At 67.7% G+C, this 23,297-nt stretch carries 19 protein-coding genes and 1 tRNA gene; 6 read left to right on the top strand and 14 right to left on the bottom strand.

Annotated features, from left to right (window positions below; all coding sequences use genetic code 11):
- A complete protein-coding gene (locus QE452_RS05705; protein WP_309729714.1) occupies positions 1 to 1,437 on the bottom strand; it encodes a GGDEF domain-containing phosphodiesterase in 1,437 nt (478 codons plus the stop codon).
- A gap of 85 nt (positions 1,438 to 1,522) precedes the next feature.
- Between QE452_RS05705 and moaA the strand changes: the two genes are divergently transcribed.
- Positions 1,523 to 2,536, top strand: a complete 1,014-nt coding sequence (gene moaA, locus QE452_RS05700) for a GTP 3',8-cyclase MoaA (RefSeq protein ID WP_309660186.1) — start codon at positions 1,523 to 1,525, stop codon at positions 2,534 to 2,536.
- A complete protein-coding gene (locus tag QE452_RS05695; protein WP_125993796.1) occupies positions 2,533 to 3,312 on the top strand; it encodes an NAD kinase in 780 nt (259 codons plus the stop codon). The genes moaA and QE452_RS05695 overlap by 4 nt, the downstream gene beginning before the upstream one ends.
- Positions 3,313 to 3,320: 8 nt before the next feature.
- On the opposite strand, the gene QE452_RS05690 is transcribed toward QE452_RS05695, so the two are convergent.
- From QE452_RS05690 to QE452_RS05670, 5 genes are all read right to left on the bottom strand, one after another.
- Complete coding sequence (locus tag QE452_RS05690; RefSeq protein ID WP_309660185.1) at positions 3,321 to 3,644, bottom strand: hypothetical protein; 324 nt, start codon at positions 3,642 to 3,644, stop codon at positions 3,321 to 3,323.
- A gap of 321 nt (positions 3,645 to 3,965) precedes the next feature.
- Positions 3,966 to 5,510 carry a hypothetical protein gene (locus QE452_RS05685; protein WP_309660184.1) on the bottom strand — a complete coding sequence of 515 codons (1,545 nt, stop codon included), beginning with the start codon at positions 5,508 to 5,510 and terminating at the stop codon, positions 3,966 to 3,968.
- 737 nt (positions 5,511 to 6,247) lie between these two features.
- Positions 6,248 to 6,322: transfer RNA gene (locus QE452_RS05680), tRNA-Asn, on the bottom strand.
- A 109-nt stretch (positions 6,323 to 6,431) separates the two neighbouring features.
- Positions 6,432 to 7,577, bottom strand: coding sequence for a glutathionylspermidine synthase family protein (locus tag QE452_RS05675; RefSeq protein ID WP_309660183.1), 1,146 nt, complete (start codon positions 7,575 to 7,577; stop codon positions 6,432 to 6,434).
- The gene (locus QE452_RS05670) at positions 7,574 to 7,942 is read right to left on the bottom strand and encodes a hypothetical protein (RefSeq protein WP_309660182.1); all 369 of its coding nucleotides are present in this window, start codon (positions 7,940 to 7,942) and stop codon (positions 7,574 to 7,576) included. Before QE452_RS05670 ends, QE452_RS05675 begins: the two co-directional genes overlap by 4 nt.
- A 92-nt stretch (positions 7,943 to 8,034) precedes the next feature.
- Here QE452_RS05670 and QE452_RS05665 point away from each other — a divergent pair, with 92 nt between their 5' ends.
- Positions 8,035 to 8,451, top strand: coding sequence for a secondary thiamine-phosphate synthase enzyme YjbQ (locus tag QE452_RS05665; RefSeq protein WP_309660181.1), 417 nt, complete (start codon positions 8,035 to 8,037; stop codon positions 8,449 to 8,451).
- A 123-nt stretch (positions 8,452 to 8,574) separates the two neighbouring features.
- Positions 8,575 to 9,195 carry a CC0125/CC1285 family lipoprotein gene (locus QE452_RS05660; protein ID WP_309660180.1) on the top strand — a complete coding sequence of 207 codons (621 nt, stop codon included), beginning with the start codon at positions 8,575 to 8,577 and terminating at the stop codon, positions 9,193 to 9,195.
- Between the two features lie 129 nt (positions 9,196 to 9,324).
- Here QE452_RS05660 and secA read toward each other — a convergent pair whose 3' ends face one another.
- Complete coding sequence (gene secA / locus QE452_RS05655) at positions 9,325 to 12,069, bottom strand: preprotein translocase subunit SecA (RefSeq protein WP_309660179.1); 2,745 nt, start codon at positions 12,067 to 12,069, stop codon at positions 9,325 to 9,327.
- 90 nt (positions 12,070 to 12,159) lie between these two features.
- Positions 12,160 to 12,417, bottom strand: a complete 258-nt coding sequence (locus QE452_RS05650; RefSeq protein WP_309660178.1) for a hypothetical protein — start codon at positions 12,415 to 12,417, stop codon at positions 12,160 to 12,162.
- Positions 12,418 to 12,514: 97 nt separating this feature from the next.
- Between QE452_RS05650 and argJ the strand changes: the two genes are divergently transcribed.
- Positions 12,515 to 13,735: a bifunctional glutamate N-acetyltransferase/amino-acid acetyltransferase ArgJ gene (argJ, locus tag QE452_RS05645; RefSeq protein ID WP_309660177.1), complete on the top strand. Its 1,221-nt coding sequence runs from the start codon at positions 12,515 to 12,517 to the stop codon at positions 13,733 to 13,735.
- A gap of 5 nt (positions 13,736 to 13,740) precedes the next feature.
- Entirely contained in the window at positions 13,741 to 14,355 is a 615-nt protein-coding gene (locus QE452_RS05640) for a glutathione S-transferase family protein (protein ID WP_309660176.1), read from the top strand.
- Positions 14,356 to 14,398: 43 nt separating this feature from the next.
- Here QE452_RS05640 and trxA read toward each other — a convergent pair whose 3' ends face one another.
- From trxA to tsaE, 6 genes are read right to left on the bottom strand one after another with little or no spacing between them, the layout of a single operon-like run.
- Positions 14,399 to 14,719 (bottom strand): thioredoxin TrxA, encoded by a 321-nt coding sequence (trxA, locus tag QE452_RS05635; protein WP_125993807.1) that lies wholly within the window; start codon positions 14,717 to 14,719, stop codon positions 14,399 to 14,401.
- A gap of 47 nt (positions 14,720 to 14,766) precedes the next feature.
- Positions 14,767 to 18,195: a double-strand break repair helicase AddA gene (gene addA / locus QE452_RS05630; protein WP_309660175.1), complete on the bottom strand. Its 3,429-nt coding sequence runs from the start codon at positions 18,193 to 18,195 to the stop codon at positions 14,767 to 14,769.
- The gene (locus QE452_RS05625) at positions 18,179 to 21,127 is read right to left on the bottom strand and encodes a PD-(D/E)XK nuclease family protein (RefSeq protein WP_309660174.1); all 2,949 of its coding nucleotides are present in this window, start codon (positions 21,125 to 21,127) and stop codon (positions 18,179 to 18,181) included. Before QE452_RS05625 ends, addA begins: the two co-directional genes overlap by 17 nt.
- Entirely contained in the window at positions 21,120 to 21,878 is a 759-nt protein-coding gene (locus tag QE452_RS05620) for a nucleotidyltransferase family protein (RefSeq protein WP_309660173.1), read from the bottom strand. The genes QE452_RS05625 and QE452_RS05620 overlap by 8 nt, the downstream gene beginning before the upstream one ends.
- Positions 21,875 to 22,855 (bottom strand): phosphotransferase, encoded by a 981-nt coding sequence (locus QE452_RS05615; RefSeq protein WP_309660278.1) that lies wholly within the window; start codon positions 22,853 to 22,855, stop codon positions 21,875 to 21,877. Before QE452_RS05615 ends, QE452_RS05620 begins: the two co-directional genes overlap by 4 nt.
- Complete coding sequence (gene tsaE, locus QE452_RS05610; RefSeq protein ID WP_309660277.1) at positions 22,852 to 23,292, bottom strand: tRNA (adenosine(37)-N6)-threonylcarbamoyltransferase complex ATPase subunit type 1 TsaE; 441 nt, start codon at positions 23,290 to 23,292, stop codon at positions 22,852 to 22,854. Before tsaE ends, QE452_RS05615 begins: the two co-directional genes overlap by 4 nt.
- Positions 23,293 to 23,297: the final 5 nt, after the last annotated feature.

Below are 23,297 nucleotides of genomic sequence, written 5' to 3'. Positions count from 1 at the left end.
TCAGCCGAGAGCAGCGCCAGCTGCGCGGGCGTCTCCACCCCCCTCGGCAATGACGGCAAGGCCCAGGGCACGGGCGATGTCGATCACCCCGCGCACCACCACCCGGTCGCGCGGGCTGCCGGCGATCTCGTCGACCAGGGCCTTGTCGAGCTTCACATAATCGAGCGGCAGCGCCTTGAGATAGGCGAGGCTGGAATAGCCCGTTCCGAAATCGTCGATCGCGATCCGGCATCCCGCCGCGCGTAATTCGGCGAGCAGGCCCGCGACCGTCTTCATCTCACGGATCATGCCCGTCTCGGTCAGCTCCACGGTCAGCCGCCCGCGTGGGAAGCCGCTGGCATCGACCCGGTCCAGGAAGGTCGCGGCGAAGCCCCGGCGCGCGACATCGGCGGCGGTCAGGTTGAGCGACAGCCGCAACGCGCTCAACGCGCGCGGCCAGGCGGCGGCGCGCGACAGGACCAGGGCCTGGATCTGGTCGGACAGCGCAATGCCCAGATCAGCGCGCTCGGCCGCGGCGAACAGGGTGGCCGCACCCAGCGGTCCCCAGCGGGGATGCTCCCAGCGGGCCAGCGCCTCCACCCCGACGATCCGACCGCTGGCGACCTCCACCTGCGGCTGGAACACGACACCGATCTCACCGCGCGACAGGCCCAGATGCAGATCGACCGCCAGCGCGTCGATCGGCGCCACTCCCTCCGGCTCGGCGAGGTGGATGGTCGCGCCGTCGCTCTCCCGCGCGCCGTGCAGCGCCTGATAGGCGCGGCGGATCATCGCCTCGGCATCGTCGCCCGGCTCCGGCGTGGCAAATCCGACCCGGCTGCCCAGCACCACCCGCACCCCGCCGATCAACACCGGCCGGGTCAGTTCCTCGCCCAGGATCGCCAGCATGTGATCGGTGCTGCCATCCTCCATCGCCAGCAGCACATGCTCGCCGCCGGCGCGGGCGATGATGGCGTGGCCCTCGACGGCGATGCTCAACCGTTCGAGCACGGCCGAGATGGCGGCATCGGCGCGGCTTCGTCCATGCGCGGCATTGACCAGATCGAGCCGGGACAGGGCCACCGCCGCCACCGCGCAATTGGCCCCATTGGCCAGCCGCCCGGCCAGCCAGCGATGCAGCGGCCCCGGCGTGACGGCCGCAGTGGCGCTGTGTCGTTTCGGCAGACCGCCCCCCGCCGCCCGCACCGCCAGCGCGATCGCGTCCGGCTCACACGGATCGACCAGGAAATGCGTCGCCCCTGCCGCGACCAGCACCCCGGCATCCTCCAGCGTATCCGTCAGGACCAGCACCGGACCACGCTGCGCCGCCGATTCCACCGATTGCGCGGCCCGCGATCCGCGCCCCCGTGCGTCGATCACGGCGACGCGCCCCGCCGGGCCGCGCTCGATGGGCGGCGGAGGAATCGTGGCGGTGCCACTGGAATGGGTATCGCTCATTGATACCTTTTTGCGTCCTTTCACGTCCGGCGGCAAGCAATCCCGGCTTGCGACGGAGCCTGTCCCTGCTTAGCGCGTTACAGCGATGGTGAACCATACTGTCCCTGCCGAGCCCGCGCTGATCGATGCGCATGGCCGCGCCATCCGCTATCTGCGCATCTCTGTCACCGATCGCTGCGATCTCCGCTGTCGATATTGCATGGCGGAGGCGATGACCTTCCTGCCGCGCAAGGCGTTGCTGGCGCTGGAGGAGATCGCGGTCATCGCCGAACGTTTCGTCGCGCGGGGGGTCACCAAGATTCGTCTGTCCGGCGGCGAGCCGCTGGTCCGGCGCGACGTGGGCGAGTTGATCCACCGGATCGGGCGTCTAGTCGGCCAGGGCCTGGACGAACTAACCCTGACCACCAACGGCACGCGGCTGGCCGATCATGCCGAGACGCTGGTGGCGGCGGGCGTGCGCCGGGTCAATGTCAGCCTGGACACGCGCGATCCGGATCGCTTCCGCTACATCACCCGGCACGGCGACGTGCATCAGGTGCTGGGCGGCATCCGCGCCGCGCAGGCGGCGGGGCTGCGGGTCAAGATCAACGCGGTCGCGCTGAAGGGGCTGAACGACGCCGAACTGCCCGACCTGCTGCAATGGTGCGTGGACGAGCGGCTCGACCTCTCCCTGATCGAGACGATGCCGCTCGGCGCGATCGATGAGGACCGGGTCGACCGGTTCCTGCCGCTGACGGTGGCGATGGAGGGGCTGCAGCGCCGCTTCCCCCTGGTGCGCGATGCACATCGCACCGGCGGCCCGGCCCGCTACTGGCGGGTCGAAGGCACGGACACCCGACTGGGCCTGATCTCGCCGCTTACCGCCAATTTCTGCGACGGCTGCAACCGCGTGCGCCTGACCACCGAGGGCAAGCTGTATCTGTGCCTGGGCCATGATGATCAGGTCGACCTGAAGCGTGCCCTGCGCGAGGGCGGTCTGTCGGCGCTGGATGACGCCATCGACCTGGGCCTGGCGCGCAAGCCCGCGCGGCATGACTTCCAGATCGCCACCGGCGCGTCCCCCGCCGTGGCCCGGCATATGAGCGTCACCGGCGGATGACCCGATACCCACGGCGCGCATTACTCGCCTCCCCGACCGCGCCGGCGCAGCAGGCGGCGAAATCCCTGGCCGATGCGGCGGACTGGGTCGACTGGGAGGAGGCCGACATGGTCGTCGCGCTCGGCGGCGACGGCTTCATGCTCCAGACGCTTCACCGGATGCTGGAACGCCGCAAGCCGCCGGTGCCGGTGTTCGGCATGAACCTGGGCACGGTCGGCTTCCTGATGAACGAATGGCAGTTGCACGGCCTGAACGCCCGACTGGACGCGGCGCGACCGTTCAAGGTCACGCCGCTTCAATGCACGATCACCGGCTCGGACGGCCGCATCCATGTGCTGCCGGCGATCAACGAGGTGTCCGTGCTGCGCGAGACGCGCCAGACCGCCAAGCTGGAAGTCACGGTGAACAACCGCGTCGTCCTGCCCGAATTGGCCTGCGACGGCATATTGGTGGCGACCCCGGCCGGATCGACCGCCTATAATTTCTCCGCGCAGGGCCCGATCCTGCCGCTTGGCTCGAACCTTTTGGCGCTGACCCCGATCAGCCCATTCCGCCCGCGCCGCTGGCGCGGTGCGATCCTGCCGGAAAAGGCGCGCATCTCGATCCGGGCCATCCATACCGACAAGCGTCCCATCTCCGCCGTCGCCGACCAGCGCGAGATTCGCGATGTCGCCAGCGTCGATGTCTGCATAGACCGGGCCCGCGAACTGACGCTGCTGTTCGATCCCGAACATGCGCTGGACGACCGGATCACGATGGAGCAGTTCATCGCCTGAGCCGTCGCTCAGCGCAGGTCGTTGCGCCGCCAGATGACCAAGGTTTCGTCCACCGTGAAGAAGCGGTGCGGCAAATGCGCGATCAAGCGATAGCCACGGTGCAGGAGGCCGAGCAGGCGGGCCTCCATTTCGGCATTGCAATTCTGACGGGCCGGTGCGGTGACGGTGATGACGGTGCCCGGATGCCGGGCCATGGCGGAATCCAGCGCTACCCTCGGCGGCTCCCCCAGCGCCGCCGCCTCCCGGTGGGAACTGATATGCGCGCTGAACGGGAAGCGGGTGACACGACAGGCGTCGATCAGCTGATCATAGGCGACCAGCCCCTCGAACACGAACAGTCAGCGGGTTCGCACATCGGCCGGGATGGCGCCGCGCACGTGCGCGGCGATGGCGCGATCCATTGCTCCGCTACGCGGCATGAAGATTTGCGTATGCGCGAGCGACCAGAACAGCAACATTGTCCGGCCGCACAGTAGACTCAACTATTCTCCACCGGAATATGAAACAACGGCACTGCCACCACCAGTCTTCACGCTGACTTTGCACCACTTCCGACCCGCAACAGTACTCCAAACAATAATGATAAACATAATACCGGACCCCTTGATGGGTGTTCGCCCACAGGCCGAATTTATGTGGTTTTCGATATCCCCTCAGATATGCGTGGCCGGCACGGGGCGAGCGCATCCCCGCTCTAGCATATGAACGCGCTTACGTCGTATAGATATCATAGCCGGCGTATCAAAGCCCTCATCACCCTGAATACCTACCAATTTCGCAACGGCTCGATCAAAGATCATTACCCTGTTATTGTTGCAGATATAATCAATCTGGTTGGTACTCAATTCTGACATATCGAGTAAAAATGGGCTACCATTTGAATTGCCTACGCGAACGATGTCTTGAACATAGGCTCCTGCCAGAGGGTCAACTATGACGACGTCTGCTGGGGCGGCTCGCAATAGCTGATAAGCGTTGGCGTAAGGCATTAAAAGTTCATGTGAACGCCACATGGCAAATGGGGCAGAAATACATACAGCAAATATTATGCTGGCGGTAAGCAATTTGCGCTTCAAAAAAACGCCAGATGCCTTCAGATGTACGACACCACCGGCTGCTAGAAGGATAATGCATGGCATCAGGTGATGGAGGTAGCGATATCCATAGCCAAAACCCTGCCACGGCATAAGCATAAGGCCAATACCAAGAGAAATGACAAAGGCAAAGGAGACCGAAATATTCCCGCTGCTCTTCTGTGCGGCAGCACTTACGCCAATCAAAACAAGAGGCAACGTCAAAATATTCTGCCACGCTAAGAATCGTGCTGCGCTAGTGATTGGTTCCAGATTATTCAGCCTGGATAAGTGCTCCACGATCACGTCAGACAGGGTTTTTGATAGATTACTACCCGGCGCCTGCCCTCCACCAAACAGGGGTGACAGAATAAACTGAGTCCATACTATGTCCCAAAACACGCAATAGCCAATTGCGGCTCCGGCATACAGTATCGCAAGCCCCTTACGATCCGTTAGTGCCATCCATATGATGAACCCCGATAGAAACAATAAGTGAAAATGAAGTTGGTGCAATCCGGCTGCCACCAGTCCACATAGGATCGCAGCAGCATGACCGTTACGCCCCCCATGAAGGAAACATACAATCCAAACCGCATTCAGGGCAAAATGCGCAGTAGTGGCATAAGGCGTCATTGCATTCACAATGAGCTGAGTAGAGGTCGCTGCCAAAACAACAGCAACCAATGCCGCCGCTGGGTCGCTCGGCCACAGAAGCCGCGCTGCTTTCCATGTTGCAGCTATACCTACAAGCAACAGAATCGGCCCTGCCAACCAACGGTCGCCAATCAGGCCGGCAGCGGCTCGCAACGCCGAATTCATCGGCAAGTAGTCGGAAACCCAATAACCATGTGCAATGAATCGACCTGCACTCGAAGGTAGGCCAGCCTTGCCGAAATCGTGAAGCTTTGTGGGAATTTGCATACCTAGCAGACCTTGCTGCATGTACCGTGCGGCAAAGTCGGCCATATCCTCGTCACGGGACATCGCGTAGCGATTCATCACGACCCAAGTGCCTATGTAGGCCAGCGCTACCGCTGCGATGGTGAGCGCGATCACCGCCCGCGGCTGTAGCTCCGTAGCCGCTACACCGGCCGCGACCGGCGTTCGAGCAGCAGCGAACATGGCTGCGCCTCCTACGAGCAAGAGGGGCAGGTCCTGGTGAAAAAAATAGTAATCTTGGATTCCAGATAGCCCACGAGAACTCAGCCACCACGATCCAACCGCCGCCAACGTCAATATCATCAGCGCAGATCGGCGCATGACAGCAGGCATTGTCAGGCCGGCTTGCGAGGTCGAGGATATAGACGGCATAGATGACGGCCTCCCAGACCACGCCCAGTGGCATTTTCATAGTTAAGAAACTGTGAAAATTGCTCTGCGATATCGCCTTGACCTCGCTGGGTCGTGAGTCGGAAAATGCAACTCTGATTAAATGGCTGGACCAATCACCCTATAAACTATCGACATCAGTGCGTCAGGCTAAGAAGGTCAGCCCGCGCTTGCCCTCAACGGCAACCGATGCTTGGCGGACCGCTGTAGCCATCGCTTCGGAATCTCCTGTGCCCCTGTGCTCCTGCCTGATCGATATACTATAACGGCCAGTTTGGTTGCCTGGACACTGGCGAGCCACTCTATCGAGCGCGCCAGCGCAGCAGAAAAGATCTGAGGCACAAGGGCGCCCGCTCATGCCACCCTCGCCTGTGTGTATGCGGGGGCAATGGCGAAGCCGATTCGCTAGGCTGCATCCGCGAGTCAGAACAGACCGCGAATGTGATAATAGGTTGATAAGGGCTGTCATAATGCGACGGCGCGGGGCGCTTCGTCTTTGGCAAAAGGCCTGCCTTTTCCGCTGGAAAAGGTGGCTCCCTGAGTAGGATTCGAACCTACGGCCGCTCGATTAACAGTCGAGAGCTCTACCGCTGAGCTATCAGGGATCGTTGCCGTGCGGGCTCCTATAAAGGGCGAGAAAAATGGCGCAAGCCTGTTTTTTGGCAAATTCGTTACGGAAGCGATTTTTTCGAAAACGCCACCGATCCGACCATCTCAGCCCTCGACGATATGCGGCACGAAGCGCGCGCTATTGCCCGTGATCAGGCCATCCTCGCGGATGCCGATCCCGGCAGGCGCGCCATCGACCATCCAGCTGCCGACCACGGGAAAGCACCCGGCCGCCGGCTCCGGCAACGGATAGAGCGACTGATAGACATAGCCCTCGTCGCCATATTCCCCTTCCCGCTCCGCCAGGATCGTGCCGCCCCGGCGGATCGAGACGTTCGCCCCTTCCCGCGACAGCAACGGCTTGGCGACCGCGTCGCCGGCCGGGATGGTGAAGCTGGCCGGCAGCAGATTGGGATGACCTGGGAACAGCTCCCACAGGACGGGCAGAATCGCCTTGTTCGACCAGATCATTTTCCAGACCGGCTCCATCCACAATATTCCCTGGCTCAGGCTGTCGAGCAGCATCGGCGCGAACGCCTCCTGCGCCAGCCATTCCCAGGGATAGAGTTTCCAGCAGGCCGCGATTTGCCGGTCGTCCGCGTCGACGAAGCAGCGCCGGTCATGATCCCAGCCGATCGCGTCGATCAGCAGCGGCACCGTCTCGACGCCGCCCGCTCGGGCGGTGTCGCGCAGATAGGCGGCGGTGACGCTGTCCTCACCCGCATCGTCCTCGACATGCGCGACATGGACGGTCGCGGGCAGATAGGGGGCGATGTCGGCCCATTTGGCGACCAGGGCCTCGTGGAGTCCGTTGCACTGTCCGGCATGGGGGAAGACCGCCTCCTTCCACGTCCATTGCACCACCGCCGCCTCCAACAAGGCGGTCGGCGTGTCGCAGTTGAACTCGAACAGCTTGGGCGGCGTGCGGCCGTCATAGCCCAGGTCGAACCGCCCGATGTTGAGCGCCGGCGGCTCCGCCTCCCAGGCGGCGCGGATCGCGGCATGAAAGGGACGTGGGATGGCGAAGCGGTCGAGCAAATCGTCGCTGTCGACCACCGCCTGTCCCGCCGCCAGGAACAGGCGATAGAGTTCGGCGCTTGCCGTCTCGATCTCCGCGACCTGATCGGCCGTGAAGACATAGCAGGCGGATTCATCCCAATAGGGCCGGCCATCGGCGCTGTGCCAGACCAGCCCCTCCGCCTCGACCAGCGCCTGCCAGTCGGGCCGGGACGTGATAGTCCGCCGGATCATGCGTGGCCGCTCCCGAATAAACGCCCCGATCCGCCAAAGCCGCCCCGCGACACCGCACCCGTCCGCGTGACCGCGCTGGCGACCGGCGCGCGGACATAGCGCCCCGCGCCCGGCTGGTAGGAGCCGCCCCGCGCCCGCTCGCCCAGGAACGGCAGCGTCGCGTTGCGGGCCAGATAATACCAGCCGAAGCCGCCACCGCCATGGCGGTTGTGCTGGCTGCACTGATCGTCGGACACCCGCCGGCCGGACCGGTCGGTGCAGATGGCGGTGTCGCGATCCGCCGTCCAGCGTTCCGGCTCGCGCTGGCATCCGCTCGCCAGCACGGCGGCCGCCACGCCGATGGTAATTCTCAGGTCGAACGTCATCGCATCTTCTCCCCCATAGGCGGTTGATAGGGCAAGGCGTCGGGACCATCCAGCGGCTGGAGCGCGACGCCGCTTTCGTCCATGGTCGGGCCATGCGCCAAGCCACGACCCTTTTCACGATCGACACGCCCGGACCGGGCCTGCACGAATGGACCGACCGCCTGGTCGACTGGGTAAGCGCCCAGCGATTCGAGGCCGGTCTGCTCACCCTCTTCTGCCGGCACACCTCCGCCTCGCTGCTGATCCAGGAAAATGCGGCGCCGGCCGCCCGGCGCGATGTCGAACGCTATTTCGCCCGCCTCGCACCGGAGAGCGAAGGCTATGAACATGACGACGAGGGGCCCGACGACATGCCCGCCCATCTGCGCACCGCCCTGACCCAGACGCACCTGTCCATCCCCTTGATCGGCGGGCTTTTGATGCTCGGAACCTGGCAGGGCGTGTACCTGTTCGAACATCGCAGGCGGCCGCATCGCCGTTCGGTCGCGGTGCATCTGATCGGCGATTGATCCACGGCAGCATGTCGAATCGTTCACCGATCGCGACGGACCGAGTTCGTTCATCGACCGTTCTGCCATCAACGGCTAAAGACAGGCGGTTCGCCGCACGGGCCGCGAACGGAGATGTGGAAAATGGCACTATCTTTGGGCCGCAAGGCCATGGTGGCGGCACTCGCCACCACAACCCTGATGGTCGCAGGCTGCGCTACCGAGACGCGCTATCGCCCCGCGACCGGCCAGGGCTTCAATCGCCAGGGCTATAGCGAGCGGATGATCGAGCCGGGCCGTTTCCTGGTGAGCTTCGCGGGCAACAGCGTGACGTCGCGCGATACGGTCGAGCGCTATCTCTTCTATCGCGCCGCCGAACTGACGTTGCAGCAGGGCTTCGACTATTTCGTCATGGCCGATCGTGACACCAACCTGCAGAGCCGCACCTTCTCGACGCCGGGCATTGGCGGCCCCTGGGGCTATGGCGGCTTCGGCGGCTATTGGGGTCCGTCGTGGCGCTATTGGGGCCGTGGTTTCGGCTGGCGTAGCTGGGACCCCTGGTTCGGCGGCGGCTTTGGCGGCGGTTTCGGCGGTCCGTGGGGCAATGACTTCGACGTCCGCACCATCGACCGGTACGAAGCGACGGCCGAGATCGTGATGCGCAAGGGCCCGATCCCGCGCGACAACATCCGCGCCTTCGACGCGCGCAAGGTGGTCGAGTCGATCGGGCCGACCGTGCAGCTGCCGGAACATCGCACACGCTGATCTGTCTCCGTTCGCGGACATAAGCAAAGGGCCGTCGGGAGCGATCCCGGCGGCCCTTTTTCACTCTGTTGCCCTGCCCTACCCGTTCCCCTGCGACGGCAGGGGACCGGTGGGGACGACCGGCGGGCCTTACGCCGTCACCGCACCGTGGCAGTGCTTGTACTTCTGGCCCGAGCCGCAGGGGCATGGCGCATTGCGGCTGACCCGGCCTTCCCAGTTCGCCGGGTCCTCGCCCAGGTCCGCCGATTCGGGGCGGATGATCTGGAGCGGCGGAAGCTGCGTCGTGACGAAGCCGCGCGTGCCGGCGTCCATGTCGTTGGTGTTGTCCTCACCCGTGAACGGATCGAAATGGGTGGTGAGGAAATCAGGCAGCTCGGGCAGTTCGGGCGCGGGCTGATAGGCGAAGTTGGCGTGGGCGATGGTGCGCGTCACATCCTCGCGGATATGGTCGAGCATCCGCTGGAACAGCGAGAACGCCTCCTGCTTATACTCGTTGATCGGCGTCTTCTGCGCATAGGCACGCAGGTGGACGACCTGGCGCAGCGCGTCGAGCGTCGCCAGATGCTCCTTCCAGTGATGGTCCAGATGCTGGAGCAGGATCGACTTCTCGACCTGCTGCCAGGTGGCGGGTTCGAGCGACTGCGCCTTCTCCACGACCATCGCGTCGGCCGCTTCCTGCACGCGGCTCTCGACCATTTCCGGGTCAATCGCCTCCTCCTGCAACCAGTCGTCGATCGGCGGGTGGAAGTTCAGCACCTCCGCCAGCTTCTCCTTCATGCCGGCCACGTCCCATTGCTCCGGATAGGAGTTGGGCGGGCAGGCATCGCCGACGATCAGGTTCACCGTCTCCGCGCGCATGTCGGCGACCATGTCGTCGACCGTCTCGGCGTCCATGATGTCGGCGCGCTGCTCGTAGATCACCTTGCGCTGGTCGTTCATCACGTCGTCATATTCGACGACCTGCTTGCGGATGTCGTAGTTGCGCGCCTCGACCTTCTTCTGCGCGGTTTCGATCGCCTTGGTCAGCCACTTGCTGCCGATCGCCTCGCCATCCTCCATGTTGGAGCGCATCATGCGGGCGAACAGCGTGTCGGGACCGAAGATGCGCAACAGGTCGTCGTCCAGCGACAGGTAGAAGCGCGACAGGCCGGGATCGCCCTGGCGACCCGAACGGCCGCGTAGCTGGTTGTCGATGCGCCGGCTCTCATGCCGCTCGGTACCCAGCACGAACAGGCCGCCCGCTGCCAGCACCTCCGCCTTCTCCGCCGCGATCTCGGCGCGGACGCGCTCGGCCACCGCCTCGTAATCGGGCGTGCCGGCGTCGAGATCGCCATATTCGTCGCTCATGCGGAATTCGAGATTGCCGCCGAGCTGGATGTCGGTGCCGCGGCCCGCCATGTTGGTCGCGATCGTCACCGCCGACTTGCGGCCGGCCTGGGCGACGATATGCGCCTCCATTTCGTGATAGCGCGCGTTCAGCACCTTGTGCGGCACGCCCTCCTGGCTGAGGAACTCGCTCAGCATCTCCGACTTCTCGATCGACACGGTGCCGACCAGCACCGGCTGGCCCTTGGCGGCGTGCTCGCCGATCTTCTTGGCGATCGCGCGGAACTTGTCGTGCGTGTCCTTGTAGAACTCGTCCTCCTCGTCCACGCGGCGGACCGGCACGTTGGTCGGGATGGAGACGACGTTGATCTTGTAGATGTCGTAGAACTCGGCCGCCTCGGTCGCCGCCGTGCCGGTCATGCCGCCGATCTTGGGGTACATGCGGAAATAATTCTGGAAGGTGATCGAGGCCATGGTCTGGTTCTCGGGCTCGATATTGACGCCTTCCTTGGCCTCGACCGCCTGGTGCAGGCCGTCCGACCAGCGCCGGCCGTCCATCATGCGGCCGGTGAACTCGTCGATGATGATGACCTTGCCATCCTTGACGATATAGTCGGTGTCGCGCTTGAACATCATGTTGGCGCGCAGCGACTGGTTCAGGTGATGCACCACCTGGGTATTCTCGAAATCGTACAGATTCTCGCCCTGGAGCAGGCCGGCCTGCTCCAGCATCCGCTCGGCCCGCTCGGTGCCGTCCTCGGTCAGGATGATCGACTTCTGCTTCTCGTCCTTCTCGTAATCCTCCGCGGTCAGCAGCTTCACCACCGCGTCGACCTGAATGTAGAGCTCCGACTTGTCGTCGGTCGGGCCGGAGATGATCAGCGGCGTGCGCGCCTCGTCGATCAGGATCGAGTCGACCTCGTCGATGATCGCGAAATTGAAGGGCCGCTGGACCATCTGCGACCGTTCATACTTCATGTTGTCGCGCAGATAATCGAAGCCGAACTCGTTGTTCGTGCCATAGGTGATGTCCGCGTCATAGGCGGCGCGGCGCTGCTCGTCGGTCAGGTTGGGAACGATCGTGCCGACCGACAGACCCAGGAAATTGTAAATGCGGCCCATCTGGGCGGCGTCGCGGCTGGCCAGATAGTCGTTGACGGTGACGACATGCACGCCCTTGCCCGGCAGCGCGTTCAGATAGGTGGCGAGCGTCGCGACCAGCGTCTTGCCCTCGCCGGTCCGCATCTCGGCGATCTCGCCGCGATGGAGAACGATGCCGCCGATCATCTGCACGTCGAAATGGCGCATTCCCATGACGCGCCACGCCGCCTCGCGCACCGTGGCGAAGGCCTCCGGCAACAGCTGGTCGAGCGTCTCGCCATTCGCCAGCCGCTCGCGGAAGCGGACGGTCTGCTGCGCCAGTTCGGCATCGTCCATCGCCTTCACGGCGGTTTCGAAGCCGGCGATCTTGGCGATCATCGGGTTGAGCGACTTGACGTAACGGTCGTTGGACGAACCGAAAATGGATTTGGCGAGGCCACCGAACATGAAGGGACTTCCTGATACGGGAGGCCGCAGGCGGCCGATCGGCGCCGCGGCGGGATAGAGACGAAGACGGTTGTGGGGCGATCGGCCGCGCTATTCGCGCCGACGCGTCGCCCAGATCGGTTGGGCCGCCGGCAGGGCCAGCGCCACGTACCGGGGCAGGATTGCCTGGGTGAGGCGGCCGGGCAGCACGAAGGCCGGCCGCGCGGCGACACCCGGCCGCCGGGCGGGCGCGACGGCCGCCACCGCACTTGCCCCCGCGACCGCCTGCGCCATGTCGGGCGCGCGCACGCTGCCACCGATCCCGGTGAGCGCGGACAACAGGGCCGACAGGAGGAGGAGCAGGTTCATCGGTGAAACGACATAGGGTCGCGACCCTTAACAGTCCATCCCGTCGACGGCACGACGCATCTGGCGCGCGCACCCGCGCGTGATTATCACGCGCGGCATGACTCGCTCTCCGCTCGCCACGCCCTTCCCCGCCCTGCCCGCGATCGACGGGGTGACGCTCCACGTCGCCCGCGCGCGCTACAAGGCCTGGGACCGCTGCGACCTCACCTATGTGACGCTGGCCGAGGGCACGAGCGTCGCCGGCGTGCTGACGCAGAGCCGCTGCCCCTCGCCCGAGGTGGAATGGTGCCGCGCCGCGCTGACCCTGGGACAGGCACGGGCGCTGGTGGTCAATGCCGGCAATTCCAACGCCTTCACCGGCCATCGCGGCCGCGCGGCGGTGGAGGCGGTGGCGGCGCGCGCGGCCGCGCATCTCGCCTGCAAGCCTTCCGACGTGTTCGTCGCCTCGACCGGCGTGATCGGCGTGCCGCTGCCGATCGACAAGGCGGAGGCCGGGCTGGACGCCGCCTTCGCCGCCGAACCGTGCGACTGGCTGGCGGCGGCGGAGACGATCGGCACCACCGACACCTATGCCAAGGGCGCCAGCGTCACCGCCATCGTCGACGGGCGCAGCGTCACCCTCAACGGCATCATCAAGGGGTCGGGCATGATCGCGCCCGACATGGCGACGATGCTTGGCTTCATCTTCACCGACGCCGCGGTCGACGCGCCGTTCCTCCAGCGCGCACTCAGCGCGGCCAATGCCCCCAGCTTCTCGTGCATCACGGTCGATGGCGACACCTCGACCAGCGATACGGTGCTGGCCTTCGCGACCGGCGCGGCGGGCAACCGGCCGCTGGTCGATGACGACAGCCTGGGCGCCGATGCCTTCCGCGCGGCGCTGGCCGATCTGTGCCGGCAACTGGCGTTGCTGGTGGTGCGCGACGGCGAGGGCGCGACCAAGCTGATCGAGATCCAGGTCGATGGCGCGGACAGCGACCGCTCGGCGCATCGCATCGCGATGAGCATCGCCAACTCGCCGCTGGTGAAGACGGCGATCGCGGGCGAGGACGCCAATTGGGGCCGCGTCGTCATGGCGGTCGGCAAGGCGGGCGAGCCGGCTGAGCGCGACCAACTGGCGATCCGCTTCGGCACGACGCAGGTGGCCCGCGACGGTCTCGCGGTCGAGGGCTATGACGAAGCGCCGGTGGCCGCGCATCTGAAGGGCGATCATGTCGAGATCGGCGTCGAGCTCGGCCTGGGTGACGGGCGCGCCACGGTGTGGACCTGCGACCTGACGCATGGCTATATCTCGATCAACGCCGATTATCGGAGCTGAGGGCGATGCTGACGCTCTGGGGCCGGCTGAACTCGCATAATGTGAAGAAGGTCGCCTGGTTTGCCGAGGAACTGGGCCTGCCCTATCAGCGCCACGATGTCGGCGGCGCGTTCGGGATGGATGCGGCGTACCGGGCGCTTAACCCCAATGCGCTGATCCCCACGATCACCGACGCCGACGGCTTCACCCTGTGGGAGTCGAACGCGATCCTGCGCTATCTGGCGGCGAAACATGGCGGCGAGCGTTTCTGGCCGTCCGATCCGGCGGCACGGGCGCTGGGCGATCGCTGGATGGACTGGCAGTTCGGCTTTGCCGATGCGCAGCGCGATGCCTTCGTCAACCTGGTCCGCAAGCCGGAGGGCGAACGGGATATGACGGCGGTGGCCGCCGCGGCGGTCAAGGCGGGGGCGATGATGGCGATCCTGGACGAACAGCTATCGCATACACCCTGGCTGTCGGGTGATACCTTCGGCTTGGGCGACGTGCCGATGGGCGTCTATGCGCATAGCTGGTTCACGCTGGCGATCGAACGGCCGGACCGTCCCCATGTCGCGCGCTGGTACGCGGCCTTGCGGGAGCGGCCGGGCTATGCCGCCAACGTCATGATCCGGCTGACCTAATCCGGAGCGGCCACCCCGTTCGGGATGGCCGCCGCCGCAATCCTCAGATCGACTGTTCGATCCAGCTCTTGATCCGGCCCTTGGGTTCCGCGCCGACCTTGGTCGCGGCCGGAACGCCGCCCTTGAACAGGATCATCGTCGGGATGCCGCGCACGCCATATTTGCCGGGCGCGTCGGGATTGTCGTCGATGTTGAGCTTGGCGATCGTCACCCGCTCGCCCAGCTCGTCGGAAATCTCCTCCAGCGCCGGGCCGATCATCTTGCAGGGGCCGCACCACTCCGCCCAGAAGTCGACCAGCACGGGCGTGTCAGCGTTGAGCACGTCGTCGGTGAAGCTGGCGTCGGTGATCGTCTTGGTGGGCATGATGCTACTCCTTGTGCGTATCGATCTGGGGAAAATCGTGGATCGTCTCAACCCCCGACGACAGAGCTTTGCTCCGTCGCGGGAAAGCCGGGCTTGTGACCGGCGAGTTGCTCGGGCGTCAGCGTGACCAGCACCGGCCCCGCCGTGTAGAGCAGCGAGGCCTCCACCGGCCGGCCGGGAAACACCACTGACAGCGCAGCGACATAGCCGGCCATCTGGCGGATATGATAATCGGGCGGCGCATCGGGTACGCGACGGCCGGTCTTGAAGTCGACGACCCGGATCATGTCGCCGATCAGCAACCGGTCGACCTTGCCCGACACGACGAACCCGCCGGCAATAGTCGCGGCGATCGGCGCTTCCGCCAGGCTGTCCGGCCCGAACAGCGCGGCGAAGCGCGGATCGTCGATCACCGACAGCGCCGCCTCGGTCAGCTGCCGTCGCTCCGTCGCATCCGCCACCGCCCCGGCGGTCGCCAGCCAGCGCTCGGCCGCGCCGGCCCGTCGGTCGGGGGCCACCATCGGCAGTCGCTCGAACAAGGCGTGGAGCAGCCGGCCCCGTTCCGCCGCCGCGCGCATCGCGGCGGTCGGCGGGGGATCGGCGACCAGATCCTCACCCATCGCCGAGGGTGCGAGCGGCCGGGAGGGGCGCGATTCCTTGGGGGCGTGCGTCCGGCTCCAATCGGGCAGCGGCTCGGCCGGCTCGGCCACCGGCACGACCGCCGAGCCGCCGCGCGGGGCGACCGCCGCCCCCTCCTCATAGACCCGCTCGCCCTCGCCCGCCGGCACGCCCAGCGAGTCGAACCCGCGCGCGGCGGCCGCATACCAGCTGGCCGGCGGCGGCACGCCCTTGGCCTTGGGACCGAGTGCGCCAGCGATCACCAGCCGTTCCTCCGCCCGCGTCGCCGCGACGTAGAAGAGCCGCCAATGCTCCTCCAGTTCGGCCGCCTCCGCCTCCGCCTTCACCACGTCCAGCGGCCCGCCCCTCTCGGTCGCGCGCGGCGGGAAGACGGGCAGCGGCGCGGCCCCCGGCTCGGGCGACCAGCGCAGCGTCGTGCGCGGGCTCTGCGTCGGATCGACCGTCGCATCCGCCAGGATCACCAAAGGCGCCTGCAGGCCCTTGGCCCCGTGCGCGGTCATCACCCGCACCGCATCCATCGGCGCGGACGGATCGCGGACGATCTCGACATCGCCGCGATCGAACCAGTCGAGGAAACGCTGGAGCGACGGCGTCGTCATATGTTCGAAGGTGAGCGCCGCCGACAGCAATTCCTCGATCGGGTCGCGCGCCTCCGCCCCCAGCCGCGCCAGCAACTTGCGCCGTCCGCCGATCGGGCCGGACAGCAGCTCCTCCAGGAACTGATAGGGCGTGGTAAAGTCGGCGCGGTTGAGGATCAGGCGCAGCGGCGCGATCCGGTCGTCGGACAGGGTCTGGGTCAAATGCCGCCACAGGCTGCCATGCGTGCGCGGCGCGGCGTGCATCAGCTCGTCCTGGCTCCATCCGATCAGCGGCGAGACCAGCAGGCTGGCGAGCGACAGGTCATCGTCGGGCTGGAGCGCGAAGCGTACCGCCGCCAGCAGGTCCTGCACCGCCAGCGGCGCGTTGAGCCGGAGGCGATCGACGCCCGCCACCGGCACCCCCTCCGCGTACAGACGTGCGACCAGCAGCGAGGCGAGGTCGCCGCGTCGCTTGACCAGGATCATCACATCCTCGGGCCGAAGCGGCCGGCCCTTGGCGCCGAGCACCAGTCCCTCGTCCAGCCAACGCCGCACCGCACGGGCCACATCGCCGGCCAGCTTGCGCACGGCATCGTCGACCCAGCTTTCCTCGTCCTCCTCCGATCCGCCCGCCACCACCGGCGGCCAGAGCGCGACATGGCCCGGCCCGGCCACCTCGCTGGCATGATCCTCCATCAGGCCGATCGCGCCCAGGGCCGGCTCGGGCACCGCCGCGACCGCCGCATCGACGAAGCGCAATATGCCCCGGGTCGAGCGGAAGCTATGGGTCAGCGACAGCCGCTCGAACGGCAGTCCGCGCTCATGCTCGGGCCAGTCGTCGTCCCCCAGCGCCTCCTGCGCGCGACCGCCGAACCGTCGCTCCGCCCAAGCGAAGTTGACCGGGCTGGTCCCCTGGAAGCCGAAGATCGCCTGTTTCCAGTCGCCGACCGTGAACAGCGTGCGCGTGCGCGGCGCATAGATGCCCCGCCCGACGAAGAACTCGTCCGCCACCGCGCTGACGATCCGCCACTGGTTCAGATTAGTGTCCTGCGCCTCGTCGATCAGGACATGTTCGGTGACTTGGTCGAGCTTATATCGGACCCATTCACCGACGCCGGGCTGTTCGAGCAGGCTGACGGTGACGCGGATCAGATCGTCGAAATCGACGCCGCCGACCTGCCGCTTGGCCCGGTCATAGGCGCGGGCATAGTCGCGCCCGACGCTCAGCCCCGCGCCGAGCAAGTCGGCATAGGCGGCGCGGGTCGCCAGCGACAGCAGGGCGGCGCACTGGCCATGCAAGCGGCTGGCGGTTTCGGCATAGTCCGGCTCCTGCGGCGCCTGCCCCTTGGCGAAGGAGCGCGGCTCCCCATCGGCGCGCGCCCAGACGGTGTGGAGTTCGGCGAGCGTGGCGGCGCGATCCGCCGGATCGCGCGCCAGCCAGGTGGCGATCGCATCGGCACGGGCCAGGCCGTTCTTGGTGCCCCAGGCGGCGTTACAGGCGGCGAGCCGGCGCAGCGCAATCTCGTCGAAGCCGGCGCATTCGGCCGCCACCGCTTCGCCGACATCGCCCTGTGGCAGGTCGAGCTGGCGGCGCAGATAGGGGCCGATACCGGCCGGCAGGGCCTCCAGCGCGGCCAGCGACCGGGCGCAGGCGATCAGGAAGCCCTCCGCCCCGCCCTCGCCCAGGCGCAGGCTCAACGCGCCGATCGTCTCGACCACCGCGCTGCGCCCCTCGCGCTCGGCATCGGTCAGCATCCGGGCCAGCGACTCGCGCGCCAGCACCGCTTCCTCGCGCGCCTCCAGCGGACGGAAGCCGGGGGCAAGCCCCGCCTCGACCGGGAAGGCGGCGAGCAGACCCTGGCAGAAGCCGTGGATGGTCTGGATGCGAAGCCCGCCGCCCGGCGCGTCCAGCACCTTGGCGAAGAGCGTCCGCGCCCGCGCCCGCTGCTCCGGATCGGCCCGCTCGCCCAGCGCGTAAAGGTCGTTGGCGAGATCGGTATCCGCCATCCGCACCCAGGCGGCGAGCCGCTGGCTGATCCGATGCGCCATTTCCGCCGCGCCCGCCTTGGTGAAGGTCAGGCACAGGATCGCGGACGGGTCGACGCCCTTCAACAACAGGCGGAACACGCGCGCGGATAGGACCTGCGTCTTGCCCGTGCCGGCCGAGGCGGAGAGCCAGACATGCGCATGGGGGTCGCTGGCGGCGGCCTGTTCGCCCTTCAGCCGGGGCAGCGAGCGGAGTTCAGCGGTCACGGCCATACCATTCGTCGCGGCGCATCAACTGGTCATATTCCGCATAGGGGGCATATTCAGGCACCAGTTTGGCGGTGAAGGGCGCGTCGCCCGTCAGCCATTCGCCCGCGACATCGGTGAAGTTGGCGGCGGCGATCGCGACGAACTCGTCGGTCACGATCCTGTCGCGCTTGCCGGCGGGATCGCAGGGGCTTTCGATGAAGCCGAACGCATCGCGCTTCTTGGCCAGCGACCAATATTCGAACGCGGTCGCGCGGCCCTCCACCCCCTCGAACCCGCCACGCTCGGCGATCAGGCCGAGCAGGCCGAGCTGCAGGCTGAACCCGTTGCGCACCGCCGCGGCACTGGGCGGCTTGCCGGTCTTATAGTCGATGATGCCGATGCCGTCGGCCAGTCGGTCGATCCGGTCGAAGCGGCCGGACAGGCGCACGCCGGCGATATCGATCGCGCCCTTGCCCTCCGCCGCCAGCACCCGGCGGCCCTGCCCTGCCATGGCCTCCACCTCGGCGGCGATCCAGTCGATCGCCTCGCGCAGGCGCGGTTGCCACAGGGCGCGGAGCAGCGGATGCACCTCCGCCTCCTCCAGCATCTTCATCGCGCGCGGCCGCAGCGCCTGCGGCGCGCAGCGATCCTCCGTCCACCAGGCCTCCAGGATCGCATGGACGGCAGTGCCGCGCCAAGCGGCGGTCGGATCGGCGTCGACCGGGTCCAGCGGCATCAGCCGCAGCACGCGTCGCGCGTAGAAGGCATAGGGGTCGGCCTTCAATCGGTCGACCTCGGTGACGGAGATCGACTTGGGCCGCTGCGCAACCGGCGGCGAGGGGTGCGGCCGCTCGGCCGGCACCGGGATGCCGGCATCGTCCAGCGCGCGGGTCCAGCCCTCCAGCACGTGATCGCGCACGAACCGATCGCCCGCCATCGCCTGCAAGCGCAGCCACAGGCGCGAGGCGAGCGCGGGGGCGGAGGCGTCGCGCCGGGCGCGGGTGATCAGCACCTGCGGCGCGCCCAGCCCCTGGGCGAAATCGTGCGCGGCGACGCCGATCCGCCGCTCCAGCCCCGACAGGCCGAGCGCGGTGCGGATCCGCGGGGCCAGCCACGGATCGGGTGCGGGCCGGCCGGGCCAGACACCCTCGTTCAACCCGCCCAGCACCATCAGGTCGGCGGTCTGCAAGCGCGCCTCGATCAGGCCGTAAATGGCCAGGCGCGGATGACCCAGGCCCGGCGGGATACGGACCGGCACCTCGTCCAATAGGGTACGGAGCAGCGCCGGCATCTCGGTCGGCTCGACCAGGGCAGGTCCGGCCCCCGCCTCGGCCTCCAGGTCGGCGATGAAGTCCGCCGCGGCGCGGCCGGCCGGGCCTGACCAGAGCGCATCGCCACACAGCGTCTGCGCCGCCTCGCGCAGGCAGGCGATGAAACCCGCCAGCGGTTGCGCGCCGCTGTCGAAAGTATGGCCGACCGGCTCCAGCACCGGCCTGGCCTCCGCCCAGAATTCGGCGGCGGCGCCCTCGGGGGCCAGCCCGTCGAGTCCCGCCGGCGGACGGGGTCCGCGCAGGGCCCGGTCGAGCGCACGCACCCCGTCCAGCCAGTGCAGCCGATTGTCGGCGCGGACCAGCGGGTGCTTGAGCAGCGCCAGCAGCGCGAGCGGCGCGAAACGCTGTGCCGCCGCCTCCGCCAGCGCGAGCAGCAACGTGCCCGGCGGTTGCAGCGACAGCGGCTGGCCGGCGCTGTCCGCCACGTCGATGCCCCAGCGCCGGCAATGGACCGCGACGCGGCGCGCCAGGGCACGATCGGGCGTGACCAGGGCGGCGGTGCGGCCGGGTTCCTCCAGCGCCTGGCGCAAGGTCAGGGCGATCGCCTGCGCCTCGTCGGCCGGGGTCGGCAATTCGATGGCGCGCACGCCCGACAGGCGACGGTCGGCCGCGGCGAGATTGGTCCAGCGGCCGGTGAACTCGGCCGGGGCCAGCGCATTGGCGATCGCCCGGCCGCGCGCCGGATCGGAGTCCGGCCCCGAGCCGGCCGCCGCGCCGCCGCGCCACGCCCGCACCTCGCCACGCGCGACGCCCATCCGGTCGAGCATCTGCTTCAGGTGGAATTGCGGATGCGTCTCGATCGAGCGCGGCACATGGCCGGTGACAGGATCGGCCGGATGCGGCCCCAGCGCCTCCCATTCCTCCTCCGCCATGTCGAGGTCGAGGCCGGCGAACACCACCTGCCCCTCCGCCATCTCCGACACGCAGCGCAGCAACCGCGTCACGGCGGGGGCCGCATCGGTGATACCGGCCGCGCAGACGAAGCCGGGCGGCGGCGTCAAGCGCCAGCGCGTCTCCAGCCGGCCGAGCAGCCGTGCGCGCCGATCCGCCGCGTCGATCCGGCCAAGCCGCGCCAGTTCGTCCGGCCAGCGATCGAGCACGATGCGGAAGGTCGACAGCGCCCGGTGCCAATGTTCGGTCAGCTCCGGCCCCAAATCGAGTTCGGCGAGGCGGGCGGGCGGCACCTCCTCGACCAGCAACTGGTCGAGCGTATGGGCCAGGTCGCCGGCCAGCCGCACCGCCTCCGCCGCCGGCACCGGCTGGCCGGCGCGGGCCCGTTCCTCGCCGACCAGCCGGGCCAGGATCATCCGCCGGGCATAGGGAGCGACGGCGGGCGGCGGGGGATCGTCCTCGTCCGCCGTGTCCAGCGCCGCACCGACCGCCTCGCCCAGGTCGGGATCGCCCAGCGGCACCAGCCGAGGCAGCAACAGGCCGCCGCCGCTGGCGCGCACGAACGCCTCGGTCACCGCGCGCACGGCCCGGTTGTTGGGCAGCAGGATCATGCCGCGCGCCAGTTGCGCCACGTCGCGGCCGCGCATCAGTCCGCCGACCAGCGCATCGGCAAAGGCCCGGTGCGCGGGGATGGTGTAGAGCCGGGGCCGCGCGGCCACGGGCGAGTCAGCCATCGAGTAGGATCGCCTCGGTCCGCGGGATCGCGCGCGGGGTGCCGACATCGAACCACAGGCCCTGATGCACCTGTCCGAAGGCGCGGCCTGCCGCGATCGCCCGGTCCCAGAACAAATTGGTCGAGAACGGCCCCTCCGGCCAGTCCGCGATTAGCCGGGGATGGAAGATCTGCACGCCCGTATAGGCGAAGGGCGCGACCGTACCGGGCCGGCGCCGCCGCGTGATCCGGCCATCGGGGGCCAGGTGGAAATCGCCCGATCCGTTGTGGTTGTGCGCGCGCGCCAGCGGCACCATCAGCAGCAGCGCGTCCATCGTCTCGCCATCCCAGCGCGAGGCGAGCAGTTTCAGCGCGTCGACCGGTCCGTCGACCCACAGATTGTCGCTGTTGATGACGTAGAGCGGATCGTCGCCGAGCAGGTCGCGCGCCTGGACCAGCCCGCCCCCCGTCTCCATCAACCGCTTGCGCTCGTCGGAGATCGCGACTTCGATCCCCTTGATCCGGTGGGTGACATGCGCCTCCAGCGTGTCCGCCAGATAATGGACGTTGACCACCGCGCGCGCGACGCCGGCATCCTTCAACCGGTCGAAGACATGATCGATCAACGGCTTGCCCGCCACCTCGATCAGGGGCTTGGGACGGACGGCGGTCAGCGGCCGCATCCGCTTGCCCAGGCCCGCCGCCATCACCATCGCCGTCTTCGGCACCGCGCCGCCGGGATCGGGGCGCAACCGCCATTGGGGCCGGCTCATGCCCCCGCCTCCGCCGCGATCACCAGCGGGTCGCCGCGCCGCTCGGCCGGGATGTTCGCGTCGAACCAGCGCTTCACCGGCGCCAGGACCGGCTGGTCCAGGTCGCGCTCCAGATAGGCCCAGACGCGCGGGCACAGGCCGGCATAGCGCGGCTTGCCGTCGCGCTTCCACAGCCGGGCGAAGATGCCGACGATCTTGGCGTTCCGCTGCGCGCCGAGGACATGATAGGCCGCCAGGAAATCCTCGCCCGCCCCCGTCTCTTCCCGGTAGCGGTCGAGCATCGCCGCCTCCACCGCCGGGGACACGTCGCGCCGTGCGTCCTGGAGCAGCGACACCAGGTCATAGGCGGGATGGCCCGCCAGCGCGTCCTGGAAGTCGAGCAGGCCCAGCCTGCGCGCGCTACCGACCAGCATCAGGTTCTCCGCATGATAATCGCGCAGAACGGTCACCGGCTCGGCCGCCAGCGCGTGGTCGAACACCGCCTCCCAAGCCGCGTGATAGCCCGCCACATCCAGGTCCAGCCCCACCGCCGGGCCATACCATTGCGTCAGCAGGTCGACCTCGCGGTGCAGCACGGCACGATCATAGGGTTCGAGCCCCTCGACCGAATGCCGGGCCAGATCGATCAGCAGGTCGACCGCGTCCGCATAGAGCGCCGACTCCACCGCGGGATCGGCGTCCACCGTCTCGCGCAGCCGGACATCGCCGAGATCAGTGAGCAGCACCAGTCCCTGGATCGCGTCGACGGCCAGGATCGCGGGCGCCAGGAAGCCGCGCGCATCCAGCCATCGCGCCATCGCGACGAAGGGCGCGCTGTCCTCATGCGGCGGCGGTGCGTCCATCAGCACCGCACTGCGCGCACCATCGGTGACGCGGAAATAGCGGCGGAACGAGGCGTCGCCGGCGAGCGGCGTCACCACGGCGTCGCCCCAGCCATGGGCGGCGAGAAAGGCGGCAGCTCCCGCCGGCGGAATCATATCGGCCATCGCTGCTCCCATGCCTTCGGCACCTCGGCTGTCAAGCGCCGGCCGCCGGCCGGATCGATCGCGAGCGTCAGGGCCAGCGCGTCCGGCCAGGCACGCGCGCCGGCGCGTTCCGGCCATTCGACCAGCAACAGTCCGTCGCCCCGCTCGTCCTCCAGCCCCAATTCCTCCACCTCCTCGGCATCGTCCAACCGATAGAGATCGACATGCAGCACCGGCAGCACCACCTCCGGCGGCCGATAGGGCTGGACGATCGCGAAACTCGGGCTCGGTGCCTCGCCGGCAAGGCCCAGGGCCGCGAGCAGGCCGCGCGCGATGCTGGTCTTGCCCGCGCCCAAATCCCCGCGCAGCGTGATGACGTCGCCCGCCCGCACCCATTGCGCCAGTCGCGCGCCGAACGCCTCGGTCGCGGCGGCATCCGCCAGTCGCATTTCGG

Source organism: Sphingomonas sp. SORGH_AS_0438 (genome assembly GCF_031453475.1).
Classification (GTDB): domain Bacteria; phylum Pseudomonadota; class Alphaproteobacteria; order Sphingomonadales; family Sphingomonadaceae; genus Sphingomonas.
The sequence above is the reverse complement of the archived record's forward strand: the minus strand, read 5'-3'. Positions and strand labels throughout refer to the sequence as shown.

What these genes read in the sequence shown, in the direction of transcription:
- QE452_RS05705 (WP_309729714.1), bottom strand. Translation starts at nt 1,437, where the DNA reads ATGAGCGATACCCATTCCAGTGGCACCGCCACGATTCCTCCGCCGCCC.
- moaA (WP_309660186.1), top strand. Translation starts at nt 1,523, where the DNA reads ATGGTGAACCATACTGTCCCTGCCGAGCCCGCGCTGATCGATGCGCAT.
- QE452_RS05695 (WP_125993796.1), top strand. Translation starts at nt 2,533, where the DNA reads ATGACCCGATACCCACGGCGCGCATTACTCGCCTCCCCGACCGCGCCG.
- QE452_RS05685 (WP_309660184.1), bottom strand. Translation starts at nt 5,510, where the DNA reads ATGTTCGCTGCTGCTCGAACGCCGGTCGCGGCCGGTGTAGCGGCTACG.
- QE452_RS05675 (WP_309660183.1), bottom strand. Translation starts at nt 7,577, where the DNA reads ATGATCCGGCGGACTATCACGTCCCGGCCCGACTGGCAGGCGCTGGTC.
- QE452_RS05670 (WP_309660182.1), bottom strand. Translation starts at nt 7,942, where the DNA reads ATGACGTTCGACCTGAGAATTACCATCGGCGTGGCGGCCGCCGTGCTG.
- QE452_RS05665 (WP_309660181.1), top strand. Translation starts at nt 8,035, where the DNA reads ATGCGCCAAGCCACGACCCTTTTCACGATCGACACGCCCGGACCGGGC.
- QE452_RS05660 (WP_309660180.1), top strand. Translation starts at nt 8,575, where the DNA reads ATGGCACTATCTTTGGGCCGCAAGGCCATGGTGGCGGCACTCGCCACC.
- secA (WP_309660179.1), bottom strand. Translation starts at nt 12,069, where the DNA reads ATGTTCGGTGGCCTCGCCAAATCCATTTTCGGTTCGTCCAACGACCGT.
- QE452_RS05650 (WP_309660178.1), bottom strand. Translation starts at nt 12,417, where the DNA reads ATGAACCTGCTCCTCCTCCTGTCGGCCCTGTTGTCCGCGCTCACCGGG.
- argJ (WP_309660177.1), top strand. Translation starts at nt 12,515, where the DNA reads ATGACTCGCTCTCCGCTCGCCACGCCCTTCCCCGCCCTGCCCGCGATC.
- QE452_RS05640 (WP_309660176.1), top strand. Translation starts at nt 13,741, where the DNA reads ATGCTGACGCTCTGGGGCCGGCTGAACTCGCATAATGTGAAGAAGGTC.
- trxA (WP_125993807.1), bottom strand. Translation starts at nt 14,719, where the DNA reads ATGCCCACCAAGACGATCACCGACGCCAGCTTCACCGACGACGTGCTC.
- addA (WP_309660175.1), bottom strand. Translation starts at nt 18,195, where the DNA reads ATGGCCGTGACCGCTGAACTCCGCTCGCTGCCCCGGCTGAAGGGCGAA.
- QE452_RS05625 (WP_309660174.1), bottom strand. Translation starts at nt 21,127, where the DNA reads ATGGCTGACTCGCCCGTGGCCGCGCGGCCCCGGCTCTACACCATCCCC.
- QE452_RS05620 (WP_309660173.1), bottom strand. Translation starts at nt 21,878, where the DNA reads ATGAGCCGGCCCCAATGGCGGTTGCGCCCCGATCCCGGCGGCGCGGTG.
- QE452_RS05615 (WP_309660278.1), bottom strand. Translation starts at nt 22,855, where the DNA reads ATGATTCCGCCGGCGGGAGCTGCCGCCTTTCTCGCCGCCCATGGCTGG.
- tsaE (WP_309660277.1), bottom strand. Translation starts at nt 23,292, where the DNA reads ATGCGACTGGCGGATGCCGCCGCGACCGAGGCGTTCGGCGCGCGACTG.